Source organism: Lentzea sp. NPDC006480 (assembly GCF_040611995.1).
In the GTDB taxonomy this organism is placed as follows: domain Bacteria; phylum Actinomycetota; class Actinomycetes; order Mycobacteriales; family Pseudonocardiaceae; genus Lentzea.
The window spans coordinates 19,500-30,340 of sequence record NZ_JBEXPJ010000106.1; the positions used below are offsets into that span (position 1 = coordinate 19,500).

Genomic DNA, 10,841 nt, shown 5'->3' on the forward strand with positions numbered 1-10,841 from the left:
ATGAACCCTGCGGAGCGCCATGGCGTAGGGAGAGACATGCTGACGATCGACGGTATTCCGCTTCACCCGTTGCTGGTGCACGCGGTGGTCGTGCTGCTGCCCCTCGCGGCGCTCAGCTCGGTCGCGATCGCGCTGGTCCCGCGCTGGCGGCAGAAGTACGCGTGGCCTGTTCTGGGCGTCACGCTGGCCGGTGTCGCGGCGGTCCCGGTGGCCAAACAGGCCGGTGAGGACCTCATGGCCTCGCTCGAGAACAAGGTCGGGCCCAACCCCGCCATCCAGGCCCACGCGGATCTCGGCACGACGTTGCTGCCGATCGCGCTCGGGTTCGGGGTCGCGGTCATCGCGCTGCTGGTCGCTGGCAGGCTCGCGGACCGGGAGCGGCAGGCGGAGGCACCCACCACGAAGACGTGGAGGGTGATCTCAGTCGTGGTGTCCGTGCTGGTGATCCTGCTCGCGGCCGGCACCGTCTACCAGACCGTGCGCACCGGTCACAGCGGGTCCGAAGTGGTCTGGAGCGGCGTCGGCAGCTGAAGGGGCGCCGTTGCCGACTGCTTCAACGTCCGCGTGACCGTGCAGAACTGCTCCACGGCGCGCCGGACGACGGTTTCGAGCGCCGCCGGGTCGTCCACCGCGGACAGGTCGTACGAGAGCGTCACCGGGATGGAGATCACCTCGTTGCCGCTCTCGGACTGGACCGCGTCCGCGACCGCCGTCAGCGTCTCGCCGCCGGTGCGACGCAGGATCAGCGTCTCCGAGGTGACCAGCGCGCAACCCGCCGCGGCCGCCACCAGCAGCTCGACCGGGCTGAACGAGCCCTCCTGCCCCTTGCGGCCGATCCGCACGGACGCGCCACGCCCGTTCGTGGCGACGAACTCGTGCTCGCCGACTCTCTCCAGCTCGATCACGGCTACTCCCCCACCTCGTACCGGCCGCCCTGCACGACCAGCTCACCCGGTCCGTCGAACGCGGCTCGCGCCTCTTCCAGCACATCCTCACGCGACGTCCACGGCGGCACGTGCGTGATCAGCAACCGCCCCGCACCGGCCCGCGCCGCCAACTCCCCGGCCTCACGCCCGGACATGTGCAGATCCGGCTGACGATCCACGGCGTGCGTCCAGCTCGCTTCGCTCAGCAGCACGTCGACCCCTGCGGCCAACGAGTCCAGCGCCGCGCAAACCCCGCTGTCGCCCGTGTAAGCCAGCGACACGCCGCCGCACGAAATCCGGAACCCGTAAGCCTCACAAGGATGCGCGACCACCGCCGAGTCCACAGTGAACGGTCCGATCTGGACTCGCGAACCCAACCCGTGGAACGAGAAGACGTCGCTGAAGTCCAACGACGACCGCTCGGCTGCATTCGGCGCATAGGCGGCCACAAAACGAGACGGCGCCTCAGCAGGCGCGTACACCGGCAACGGACCGGACGGCGGCACCGGGTGGTACTTCCGCGCCACGTAAAGCGAAGACACGTCGATGCAGTGATCAGGATGCAGGTGCGAGAGCACAAGCGCGTCCATCGAGAACAACGGGCGTTCCTCCTGGAACCGCGACAGCACCCCGTTCCCGAACTCCAGCGCCAGCGTGAACCCGTCGGCCTCCAGCAGATAACCCGAGGCGGCCGCGCCGGGTCCGGGAATGCTGCCGGAGCAGCCGAGCACGGTCAGCAGCACATCAGCCCCACTGTTCGAAGGTCGGCAGGAACCGGGCGGCGAGCTTCGCGAACCGCTCCGGCGGACCGGTGCAGGTCACCCGGTGCACGGGCGGGCCAGTGGTGGATTCGGAAGCGAACTCGTCGCGTTCGGTCAGCAGCCGCACGACGTCCTTCACCGTCTCCTCGGCGCTCGACACCAGCGTCACGGCCTCGCCCATCACGATCTGGATCACGCCGGTCAGCAACGGGTAGTGCGTGCAGCCCAGCACCACGGTGTCGACATCAGCCCGTTGCAACGGCTCCAGGTACGCCTGCGCCAGCCCGAGCACCTGCCGCCCCGAGGTGATGCCGCGCTCGACGAAGTCCACGAACCGAGGACACGCGGCGGCGGTCACGGTCACGTCGCGCGCGGCTTGAAAAGCGTCCTGATAGGCGTGCGAGTTGATCGTGCCCTGAGTCGCGATCACGCCGATGCGCCCGGAATGCGTGGTGCGAACCGCACGGCGCACGGCCGGCAGGATCACCTCGACCACCGGCACGTCGTAGCGCTCACGGGCGTCGCGGAAGCACGCGGCGGACGCGGTGTTGCACGCGATCACCAGCATCTTCGAGCCCTCGTCGACCAGCCGGTCGCAGACCTCCAGCGCGTGCTTGCGCGCCTGCGCGATCGGCAGTGGCCCATAAGGACCGTTGGCCGTGTCGCCGATGTAGTGGATCGACTCGCCCGGCAGCTGGTCCATGATCGCGCGGGCGACCGTCAGGCCGCCGACGCCCGAGTCCATGATCCCGATCGTCACGCCGTGAATGTAGCCGGTGCCGTGCTGCGCCGGTTGTCACGAGACACACCCCACGCGGCCAGCACGCCACCGATTGCGCCGAACAGGTGGCCTTCCCACGACACCCCGGGCTGCCCGGGCAGCACTCCCCACAAAGCCGCGCCGTACAACGCGAACACGCCGACCGCGATCAGCAGCTGCAGCCACGACTTCGCGAAGATTCCGCGCACCAGCAGGAACGCGAGGAACCCGAACACCAGCCCGGACGCGCCGATGTGGCTGCCGGGACTGCCGAACACCCAGACGCCCAGCGCGGAGCTCAGCCAGATGACCGCGGTGACCTGGAAGAACTGCTTGAGCCCACCCGAGGTCGCGAGGAACCCCAGCAGCAGCAACGGAACCGCGTTGCCGGTGAGGTGGCTCCAGTCGCCGTGGATCAGCGGCATCCACAGCAGGTTGTCCCACTCGCTGAAGTCGCGCGGGTGCACGCCCTCGTTCTCCAGCGAGCTGCCGGTCGCCACGTCGTACGCCTCGACCAGGTAGAGGAAGCCGACGAACCCGGCCACGACGAGCAACGACAGCACGGGGTGCGGCGGGATGACCCGTTTCGCGAGGGCGGTGCGGTCCACGAGTTCAGAGTACGTGGCCATAGAGTGATCGGGTGGCGATTGAAGTAGCGGTGCGCGCATCGGCCCAGCTCGGCGAGGGGCCGACGTGGGACCACAGCAGCTCCACCTTGCTGTGGGTGGACATCCTGGCGTCCGAAGTGCACCGGTACGCCCCCGCGCGGGACGACGACGCGGTGCTCGTGCTCCCCCAGCACGTCGGCGCCGCCAAGCCGCGCGCGATGGGCGGCATCGTCTGCAACCTGCGCGACGGCATCGCGCTGGTCGACCGCGACGGCACCAAGTCGTGGCTCGTCTACTGGGCACGCGACGGCGTGCGCGGCAACGACGCGGGCATCGACCCGTCGGGCCGGCTGTGGGCCGGCACGATGCGCTACGACCAGGCCTCCGACGAGGGCTGGCTCGCCAGGATCACCGGCGAGGGCGCCGCGAAGGTCATGGTGGACAAGGTGAACACGAGCAACGGCGTCGGCTGGAGCCCCGACGGCACGCTGATGTACTACATCGACACCCCGACCCGCCGCATCGACGTGTTCGACTTCGACAACGCCGCCGGCACCGTCGCGAACCGCCGCCCGCTCACCCACGTCGGCAACACCGAGGGCTGGCCGGACGGGCTCACCGTGGACGCCGACGGTTGCGTGTGGGTCGCGCTGTGGGGCGGGCACGCCGTCCGCCGCTACACCCCGGCCGGAGAACTGGACCGCGAGATCCAGCTGCCGGTCGACAACCCGACCGCGTGCTGCTTCGGCGGCCAGGACTTCACCGACCTCTACGTCACGTCAGCCCGCGTCGGCCTGTCGGACGAGGCGTTGACGCAACGGCAGTTGAACGGCTCGGTGCTCGTGCTGCCCGGCGTCGGCGCTGGTCTGCCGGGCGTCGCCTTCAACGGCTAACTGCGCCCGCGTACTCGCTGCTCAAAGGCACCCTTGCAGGCTAGGGTCCGCACTTCAGCCGATGAACACCTGGGGGGTTCACCATGAGTGAGGATCACGCCTGGAAGGGTGCCCTGTAAAGGATCACGCCCAGAGGTGGCCGTCGAGCCTGGCGGCCGCCTCGTCCAGAGTGCCGGCGTACGCGCCGGTGGACAGGTACTTCCAGCCCGCGTCGGCCACGATGAACACGATGTCCGCGGTCTTGCCGGCCACCTCGGCCTTCTGCGCCACGGCCAGCGCCGCGTGCAGGATCGCGCCCGTCGAGATGCCGGCGAAGATCCCCTCGGACTCCAGCAGCTGCCGGGTGCGGCGCAACGCGTCGTACGAACCGACCGAGTACCGCCCGGTCAGCACCGACTCGTCGTACAGCTCCGGCACGAAGCCCTCGTCCAGGTTCCGCAGGCCGTAGACCAGCTCGCCGTAGCGCGGTTCGGCGGCGATGATCTGCACGTCGGGCTTGGCCTCGCGCAGGAACCGCCCGGCGCCGACCAGCGTGCCGGTCGTCCCCAGCCCGGCCACGAAGTGGGTGATCTCAGGCAGGTCCTTCAGGATCTCCGGGCCGGTGCCGCGGAAATGCGCCTCCGCGTTCGCCGGGTTCCCGTACTGGTAGAGCATGATCCAGTCCGGGTTCTGCTTGGCGAGCTCCTTGGCCGTCGCGACGGCCTGGTTCGACCCGCCGGCGGCAGGCGAGAACACGATCCGCGCGCCGTAGGCCTGCAGCAGCTGCTTGCGCTCGGTCGAGGTGTTCTCCGGCATCACGCACACCAGGCCGTAGCCCTTGAGCTTCGCGGCCATCGCCAGGGAGATACCGGTGTTGCCGGACGTCGGCTCCAGGATGGTCGCGCCGGGACGCAGGATGCCGTCCCGCTCCGCCGCCTCGATCATGGCCAGCGCGGGCCGGTCCTTGATCGAGCCGGTCGGGTTGCGGTCTTCCAGCTTCGCCCAGATGCGCACGTTCTCCGACGGCGCCAGGTTCGGCAGGCCCACCAGCGGTGTCCCGCCGAGCGCGTCCAGGAGCGAGTCGTAGCGGGCCATCAGAAGATCAGCCGCCCGCGACGGCCGGGAGGATGGTGACGTTGTCGCCGTCCTTCACCGGGGCGGTGAGGCCACCGGCGAAGCGCACGTCCTCGTCGTTGACGTAGACGTTGACGAAGCGGTGCAGCGCGCCTTCCTTGACCAGGCGGGCCTTGAGGCCGCCGTGGTTGTTCTCCAGGTCGTCGATGACCTCGGCGAGCGTCGTACCGGCAGCGGACACCGACTTCTCGCCCCCGGTGTGGGTGCGCAGGATGGTCGGGATCGACACGGTGACGGCCATGATGGTTCTACCTCCGCAGAAACGTAACTCAGGACTCGATGATCTTGACGGGTTCCTCGGTCACGACACCGTCGACGATGCGGTACGACCGCACCTCGTGCTCGATCGGGTCACGCGTCGAGACCAGCACGTAGTGGGCGTCCGGCTCGCCCGCGAACGAGATGTCGGTGCGCGACGGGTACGCCTCGGTGGCGGTGTGCGAGTGGTAGATGACCACCGGCACCTCGTCCTGGGCGTCCATCTCGCGCCACACCTTGAGCTGCTCCGCGGCGTCGAACCGGTAGAACGTGGGCGACCTCTCGGCGTTCTCCATCTCGATGAAGCGTTCAGGACGGTCGGACCCGTACGGCCCGGCGATCACCCCGCACGCCTCGTCGGGGTGGTCGCGGCGCGCGTGGGCCACCATCGCGTCCACCAGGTCACGGCGAATCACCAGCACGTGCTCAATCCTACGGGCTGGCTGGAGTTGTCTCGGTATGCGAGATACCCACGTCACGCAGTTTGTTTTAGCTCTGGCTAATATTAGTGATAGCTACTACAGTGCGTCCCGTGCACGCGTTCGACGTTCTCGGCGACCCGGTCCGCCGCCGGATCCTGGAGCTGCTCGCCACCGGTGAGCGGGCGGCAGGTGACGTCGGCGCCACCGTCCAGGCCGAGTTCGGGATCACCCAGTCGGCAGTCTCACAGCACCTGAAGGTGTTGCGATCGAACGGGTTCGTCCAGGTCAGAGCCGAAGGAACCCGACGGCTCTACGCCGTGGCGCCGGCCCCGCTGCGGGAGATCGACGCGTGGCTCGACCACTTCCGGCGGTTCTGGGAACCGCACCTCGACGCGCTCGCGACCGAGTTGGCGCGAGGAAAGCGCGAGCGCAGGCTCCAGGAGGAGGCAGACGATGACCGACCGCGGCTATGAGGACGGCAAGCTCGTCATCCAACGGCACTACAAAGCCGGCCGGGAGGACGTCTGGGACGCCATCACCACGCCGGAACGCCTGGTCCGCTGGTTCCTGCCGATCAGCGGCGACCTGCGGATCGGCGGCCGCTACCAGCTCGAAGGCAACGCGGGCGGCGAGATCGTCCACTGCGACCGGCCGTCCGAGATCGGCCTGACCTGGGAGATCGGCGAGATGAACACCGACGTCCTCGTCCGGCTCGAAGCCGACGGCGACTCGACGATCCTCACGCTGATCCACTCCCACATGCCCGGCGAGTTCGTCCCCGGCACCGGCGCCGGCTGGGAACTGGGCCTGGTCGCGCTGGAGAAGTACCTCGCGGGTGAGCTGCCGGAGGGACGCGCCGTCGACTGGATCGCCGCATCGGCACCGGAAGACCTGGCCGCGGCACACGCACTGGCCGAGCAGCTCGCCGGGGAATGGGTCGAGGTGCTCTGATGAAGTTCACCGAGGAGGTCGTGCTGAACAAGCCGATCGAGCAGGTCCGGGTGCTGACGTCCGACCCGGAGCACCTCCTGCGCTGGCAGCCCGACCTGGTCAGCATCACCCCGCACACCCCGACACCGGGCGCTGCCGGGTCGACCGCGACCCTCACGTACAAGAAGTTCCGCATGGAAGAGACGGTGCTGGCCGCGAGCGCCGACGAACGGATCTCTCGCTACGAGGCGCGCGGAATGGTCCACACGATCACCAACCGCTACTCGGCGATCGACGACCAGCACACGTTGATGGTGTCCGAGCACGAGATCCGCACGCCGGTCCTGCTGAGGTTGTTCCACCGCAGGATCAACAAGGTCCTGCGGGAGGAGTCCGAACGCGGCCTCGCGAACTTCAAGGCCTACGTCGACAACGCCTAGAGGTCCCGGAAAGCCGTGACACCGTTGAGAGTCGTCGCCTCGCGCGTACCCGACACCACTGCCTCCGCGAACATCTCCGCTGCCGCAGTGCACAGCGCGTCCAGTGCGAACGCCCGCGGCTCCGCCAGTGGCACAGCACCCGTGGCCAGCGCGAACACCGTGTCCCCGTCGAACATCGTGTGGGCGGGCCGAATCGCGCGCGCGAGTCCGTCCTGCGCGGCCATCGCGAGCCGCTGACACTCCGCTTTGGACAGTGCCGCGTCCACCGCCACCACACCGATCGTGGTGTTGAGGCCTTCGGTCTTGCGTTCGGGCAGCGCGATCGCCGACGTGCCGAGCGACGGCAGCCACGGCAGACCCGTTGCGCGGTCGACGGCTTCGCCGGCCGCGTTCACGACAGCGAGCGCGCCGACGTTGAACGAGCCGACCTTCGTGGCCGCGGTCCCGACGCCGCCCTTCAGCGAACCGACGCGCGCACCGGCACCCGCGCCGACGCAGCCGAGAGCGAATTCCGCTGTGGCGCTGGCACAAGCTTCGTATCCGAACGACGAGTCCGGCCGGTTGCCCCACTCGGACATCGGCAGGTCGAAGATCACCGCGCCGGGCACGATCGGCACGACGTGGTGCGGCTGCGCACCCACCTGGAACCCGATCGACCGCTCCGACAGCCACCGCATGACACCGTCGGCGGCCGCCAGCCCGTAAGCGGATCCGCCGGACAAACACACAGCGTGCACCTGCTGCACCAGGTTCGCGGGGTCGAGCAGGTCGGTCTCACGCGTGCCGGGCGCACCACCGCGGCCGTCCACCGCCCCAACGGCACCGTCAGGCACGAGCACGACAGTCGTGCCGGTCGCCCAGCCAGGTTCGATGCGGTGGTGATGACCGACCAGAACGCCGGGAATCACGGCATCATCGCTTCGACCAGCGTGTCCTGCACCCAGGTCAGCCAGTGATAAACACCCAGGTGCGGCGAGCGCGGGTCCTCCGGCGGCAGCTCGTCGGGCATGTCCTCGGTGACGTCCAGCGCCGTGCCCAGCGCGAGCCGCACGTCGTTCAACGACGCGAGCCACGCCTCGGCCTCCCCGATCGACAGGCGGATCTCTCCTCCGTCGGGCGAGCAGGTCTGCAGCACGATCTCCGCCGCACCCGTCTTGTGGTCCAGAAGCTCGGGCTCGTGCAACGACCGCAGTGCCGCCGCGGAGTTGACCTCGTCCGGGTCGGGAGCGTCGTCGTCCAAACGGTGGAAGTCGGGCAACAACCGGCCCAGGATCGGATCGTCGGGCGCTTCCGACGGCCCCGTCCTGATCCCGGTCAGCTCGGCGAGCTCGTCCTGGGGCGCCTCCTCGGCCCTGGCCAGCAGCATGTCCTGGATCTGGCTGACCAGACCCCGCACGACTGCGGCCTCCTGGCGGTCGAGTCTCCCGATGACGACGTCACCGTCGCGGATCCACCGCTTCACGAGGCCCGCTGCATGGTCGCCCAGAGTCCCGCCGCGTGGAGCTTCGCCACGTCGGCCTCCACCTTGTCCTTGGTGCCCGATGTCACGATCGCCCTGCCCTTGTGGTGCACGTCGAGCATCAGCTTGGTCGCCTTGTCCCTGCTGAAGCCGAAGAGCTTCTGGAACACGTACGTCACGTAGGACATCAGGTTTACCGGGTCGTTCCAGACCACGGTCTGCCAGGGTCGGTCCTCGGCGGCGATCTCCTCGCCGACGGCCTCCGGCTGCGTCCGTTCCTGTTCGACGGGCGTGGTCATACCGCCAATGGTGTCATGTTCGCCGCAGTGGCGGAGACCGCATGCGGCTAAACCGGATGCGACCTTAGGGTTGGTGACCATGAACTCGACGGCGTTGCTCACGGACCACTACGAGCTGACCATGCTCGCGGCCGCGCTGCGTGACGGCACTGGTGACCGTCCGTGCGTGTTCGAGGTCTTCGCCCGCAGGCTCCCCGACGGCCGCCGCTACGGGGTGGTCGCGGGCGTGACCAGACTGCTGGAGGCGATCCAGGACTTCCGCTTCGGCGAGGAGGAGATCGACCAGCTGCGCCGCAACGCCGTGGTCGACGATTCGACTTTGGCATGGCTCGCGAACTACGAGTTCCGCGGCGAGATCGACGGATACCCGGACGGGGAGCTGTACTTCCCCGGCTCGCCGATCCTCACCGTGCGCGCGTCGTTCGCGGAGGGGGTCGTGCTGGAGACGCTCGTGCTCTCGATCCTCAACCACGACAGCGCGATCGCGTCCGCCGCCGCCCGCATGGTGACCGCCGCGAACGGCCGCCGCATGATCGAGATGGGCTCGCGGCGCGCACACGAGGAAGCCGCCGTGGCGTGTGCTCGCGCGGCCTACCTGGCGGGCTTCACCGCGACCTCGAACCTCGAAGCCGGTCGCCGTCACGGCATCCCCACGGCCGGCACGTGCGCGCACGCGTTCACGTTGCTGCACGACAGCGAAGAAGAGGCGTTCCGCAGCCAGGTCGAGGCGTTGGGCGTGGGCACGACGTTGCTGGTCGACACCTACGACATCACCGAGGGCATCAAGACGGCCGTCGCGGTCGCGGGGCCCGATCTCGGCGCGATCCGGATCGACTCGGGTGATCTCGGTGTGATGGCCAGGCAGGCCCGCGACCAGCTCGACTCGCTCGGCGCCCGCAACACCCGGATCGTCGTGTCGAGCGACCTGGACGAGTACGCGATCGCCGCCCTGCGCGCCGAACCCGTTGACGCGTATGGCGTCGGCACGTCCGTGGTGACCGGCTCCGGCGCACCGACCGCGGGCATGGTCTACAAGCTGGTCGAGGTCAACGGCAAGCACGTGGAGAAGCGCAGCACGTCCAAGCAGTCGCGCGGCGGCTGGAAGAAGGCGTTGCGGCGGCACAAGGACACCGGCACGGCGCTGGAGGAGGTCGTGTTCCAGGCGTCCGCGGAACCCGAGCTCGGTTCCGGCGACCGGCTCGTGCAGATCCCGCTGATGCGCGATGGACAGATCTCGCCGGAGGTACCCACGCTGGAGCAGAGCCGCGAACACCTGCGCGCGGCGCTGGTGAGCGTGCCGTGGGAGGGCCTCAAGCTCTCGCGCGGCGAGCCCGCGATCCCGACGATCTACCTGGAGGGTTGACATGACCAAGGCGTTGATCGTCGTCGACGTGCAGAACGACTTCTGCGAGGGCGGTTCGCTGGCTGTCGCGGGTGGTGCCGCGGTGGCCGCGGCCATCTCGCAGCACATCGCCACGTCCTCGTACGACCACGTGGTGGCGACGCGGGACTACCACGTGGATCCGGGTGAGCACTTCTCGGACATGCCGGACTTCATCGACACGTGGCCGGTGCACTGCGTGGCCGGGACGCCCGGTGCGTCGTTCCACCCGGAGCTCGACGTGGCGGGGATCGAGCAGGTGTTCTCGAAGGGCCGGTTCGCCGCCGCCTACTCGGGTTTCGAGGCGGAGAACGACCTCGCGGGGTGGCTGACGGACCAGGGCGTGACCGAGGTGGACGTCGTCGGCATCGCGACCGACCACTGCGTCCGCGCCACTGCCCTCGACGCGCATCGGAACGGCTTCCGCACCACCGTGCTCGCCGACCTGACCGCAGCCGTAGCCCCCACGACCCGCGCCGCCGCCCTCGACGAACTACGCGCGGCCTGCGGGGCGCCGGGCTTCCGTGCGGGCCTGATCGCGTGCAGGCGTTTCTGCAGGCCTCTGCTCATGTCGATCTCTACTGGGCCGGG

At 69.1% G+C, this 10,841-nt stretch carries 16 protein-coding genes and 1 pseudogene; 7 read left to right on the plus strand and 10 right to left on the minus strand.

Annotated features, from left to right (window positions below; translation table 11 throughout):
• Positions 1-36: 36 nt before the first annotated feature.
• Positions 37-531 (plus strand): DUF2231 domain-containing protein, encoded by a 495-nt coding sequence (locus tag ABZX92_RS31660; protein WP_355567402.1) that lies wholly within the window; start codon positions 37-39, stop codon positions 529-531.
• Here the strand turns inward: ABZX92_RS31660 and ABZX92_RS31665 are convergent.
• Genes ABZX92_RS31665 through ABZX92_RS31680 form a run of 4 tightly spaced genes read right to left on the minus strand, consistent with a single transcriptional unit; the run spans position 489 to position 3,055 of the window.
• A complete protein-coding gene (locus tag ABZX92_RS31665) occupies positions 489-905 on the minus strand; it encodes an OsmC family protein (protein ID WP_355567404.1) in 417 nt (138 codons plus the stop codon). The two genes, ABZX92_RS31660 and ABZX92_RS31665, sit on opposite strands and share 43 nt — an antisense overlap.
• Before the next feature lie 2 nt (positions 906-907).
• Positions 908-1,669: an MBL fold metallo-hydrolase gene (locus tag ABZX92_RS31670; RefSeq protein WP_355567406.1), complete on the minus strand. Its 762-nt coding sequence runs from the start codon at positions 1,667-1,669 to the stop codon at positions 908-910.
• A gap of 1 nt (position 1,670) precedes the next feature.
• Positions 1,671-2,432 (minus strand): glutamate racemase, encoded by a 762-nt coding sequence (gene murI, locus ABZX92_RS31675; RefSeq protein WP_355567438.1) that lies wholly within the window; start codon positions 2,430-2,432, stop codon positions 1,671-1,673.
• A gap of 11 nt (positions 2,433-2,443) precedes the next feature.
• Entirely contained in the window at positions 2,444-3,055 is a 612-nt protein-coding gene (locus ABZX92_RS31680) for a rhomboid family intramembrane serine protease (protein ID WP_355567409.1), read from the minus strand.
• A 32-nt stretch (positions 3,056-3,087) separates the two neighbouring features.
• On the opposite strand from ABZX92_RS31680, the gene ABZX92_RS31685 reads away from it, so the two are divergent.
• Positions 3,088-3,948 carry an SMP-30/gluconolactonase/LRE family protein gene (locus ABZX92_RS31685; RefSeq protein ID WP_355567412.1) on the plus strand — a complete coding sequence of 287 codons (861 nt, stop codon included), beginning with the start codon at positions 3,088-3,090 and terminating at the stop codon, positions 3,946-3,948.
• Positions 3,949-4,071: 123 nt separating this feature from the next.
• On the opposite strand, the gene ABZX92_RS31690 is transcribed toward ABZX92_RS31685, so the two are convergent.
• Genes ABZX92_RS31690 through ABZX92_RS31700 form a run of 3 tightly spaced genes read right to left on the minus strand, consistent with a single transcriptional unit; the run spans position 4,072 to position 5,741 of the window.
• A complete protein-coding gene (locus ABZX92_RS31690; protein WP_355567415.1) occupies positions 4,072-5,022 on the minus strand; it encodes a cysteine synthase in 951 nt (316 codons plus the stop codon).
• Between the two features lie 7 nt (positions 5,023-5,029).
• Positions 5,030-5,302, minus strand: coding sequence for a MoaD/ThiS family protein (locus ABZX92_RS31695; protein WP_355567418.1), 273 nt, complete (start codon positions 5,300-5,302; stop codon positions 5,030-5,032).
• 28 nt (positions 5,303-5,330) lie between these two features.
• A complete protein-coding gene (locus ABZX92_RS31700) occupies positions 5,331-5,741 on the minus strand; it encodes a M67 family metallopeptidase (protein WP_355567420.1) in 411 nt (136 codons plus the stop codon).
• A 110-nt stretch (positions 5,742-5,851) separates the two neighbouring features.
• Here ABZX92_RS31700 and ABZX92_RS31705 point away from each other — a divergent pair, with 110 nt between their 5' ends.
• From ABZX92_RS31705 to ABZX92_RS31715, 3 genes are read left to right on the plus strand one after another with little or no spacing between them, the layout of a single operon-like run.
• Positions 5,852-6,214, plus strand: a complete 363-nt coding sequence (locus tag ABZX92_RS31705) for a metalloregulator ArsR/SmtB family transcription factor (RefSeq protein WP_355567423.1) — start codon at positions 5,852-5,854, stop codon at positions 6,212-6,214.
• Positions 6,195-6,692, plus strand: a complete 498-nt coding sequence (locus ABZX92_RS31710) for an SRPBCC family protein (RefSeq protein WP_355567425.1) — start codon at positions 6,195-6,197, stop codon at positions 6,690-6,692. The genes ABZX92_RS31705 and ABZX92_RS31710 overlap by 20 nt, the downstream gene beginning before the upstream one ends.
• Complete coding sequence (locus tag ABZX92_RS31715) at positions 6,692-7,111, plus strand: SRPBCC family protein (protein ID WP_355567428.1); 420 nt, start codon at positions 6,692-6,694, stop codon at positions 7,109-7,111. The genes ABZX92_RS31710 and ABZX92_RS31715 overlap by 1 nt, the downstream gene beginning before the upstream one ends.
• Here ABZX92_RS31715 and ABZX92_RS31720 read toward each other — a convergent pair.
• Genes ABZX92_RS31720 through clpS form a run of 3 tightly spaced genes read right to left on the minus strand, consistent with a single transcriptional unit; the run spans position 7,108 to position 8,869 of the window.
• Entirely contained in the window at positions 7,108-8,019 is a 912-nt protein-coding gene (locus ABZX92_RS31720) for a P1 family peptidase (RefSeq protein WP_355567431.1), read from the minus strand. The genes ABZX92_RS31715 and ABZX92_RS31720 overlap by 4 nt on opposite strands.
• Positions 8,016-8,573, minus strand: coding sequence for a DUF2017 domain-containing protein (locus tag ABZX92_RS31725; RefSeq protein WP_204764322.1), 558 nt, complete (start codon positions 8,571-8,573; stop codon positions 8,016-8,018). Before ABZX92_RS31725 ends, ABZX92_RS31720 begins: the two co-directional genes overlap by 4 nt.
• Positions 8,570-8,869 (minus strand): ATP-dependent Clp protease adapter ClpS, encoded by a 300-nt coding sequence (gene clpS / locus ABZX92_RS31730; RefSeq protein ID WP_355567434.1) that lies wholly within the window; start codon positions 8,867-8,869, stop codon positions 8,570-8,572. The genes ABZX92_RS31725 and clpS overlap by 4 nt, the downstream gene beginning before the upstream one ends.
• Before the next feature lie 79 nt (positions 8,870-8,948).
• Here clpS and ABZX92_RS31735 point away from each other — a divergent pair, with 79 nt between their 5' ends.
• Both ABZX92_RS31735 and ABZX92_RS31740 read left to right on the plus strand, forming a co-directional pair.
• Positions 8,949-10,232 (plus strand): nicotinate phosphoribosyltransferase, encoded by a 1,284-nt coding sequence (locus ABZX92_RS31735; RefSeq protein ID WP_355567440.1) that lies wholly within the window; start codon positions 8,949-8,951, stop codon positions 10,230-10,232.
• Position 10,233: 1 nt separating this feature from the next.
• Positions 10,234-10,755 (plus strand): annotated as a pseudogene (locus ABZX92_RS31740) (isochorismatase family protein); the annotation flags it as partial.
• Between the last annotated feature and the right edge of the window lie 86 nt (positions 10,756-10,841).

Excerpts from the sequence above, each read along its gene's own strand:
- murI (WP_355567438.1), bottom strand. The coding sequence starts at position 2,432 with ATGGACTCGGGCGTCGGCGGCCTGACGGTCGCCCGCGCGATCATGGAC.
- clpS (WP_355567434.1), bottom strand. The coding sequence starts at position 8,869 with ATGACCACGCCCGTCGAACAGGAACGGACGCAGCCGGAGGCCGTCGGC.
- ABZX92_RS31715 (WP_355567428.1), top strand. The coding sequence starts at position 6,692 with ATGAAGTTCACCGAGGAGGTCGTGCTGAACAAGCCGATCGAGCAGGTC.
- ABZX92_RS31710 (WP_355567425.1), top strand. The coding sequence starts at position 6,195 with ATGACCGACCGCGGCTATGAGGACGGCAAGCTCGTCATCCAACGGCAC.
- ABZX92_RS31695 (WP_355567418.1), bottom strand. The coding sequence starts at position 5,302 with ATGGCCGTCACCGTGTCGATCCCGACCATCCTGCGCACCCACACCGGG.
- ABZX92_RS31690 (WP_355567415.1), bottom strand. The coding sequence starts at position 5,022 with ATGGCCCGCTACGACTCGCTCCTGGACGCGCTCGGCGGGACACCGCTG.
- ABZX92_RS31660 (WP_355567402.1), top strand. The coding sequence starts at position 37 with ATGCTGACGATCGACGGTATTCCGCTTCACCCGTTGCTGGTGCACGCG.
- ABZX92_RS31735 (WP_355567440.1), top strand. The coding sequence starts at position 8,949 with ATGAACTCGACGGCGTTGCTCACGGACCACTACGAGCTGACCATGCTC.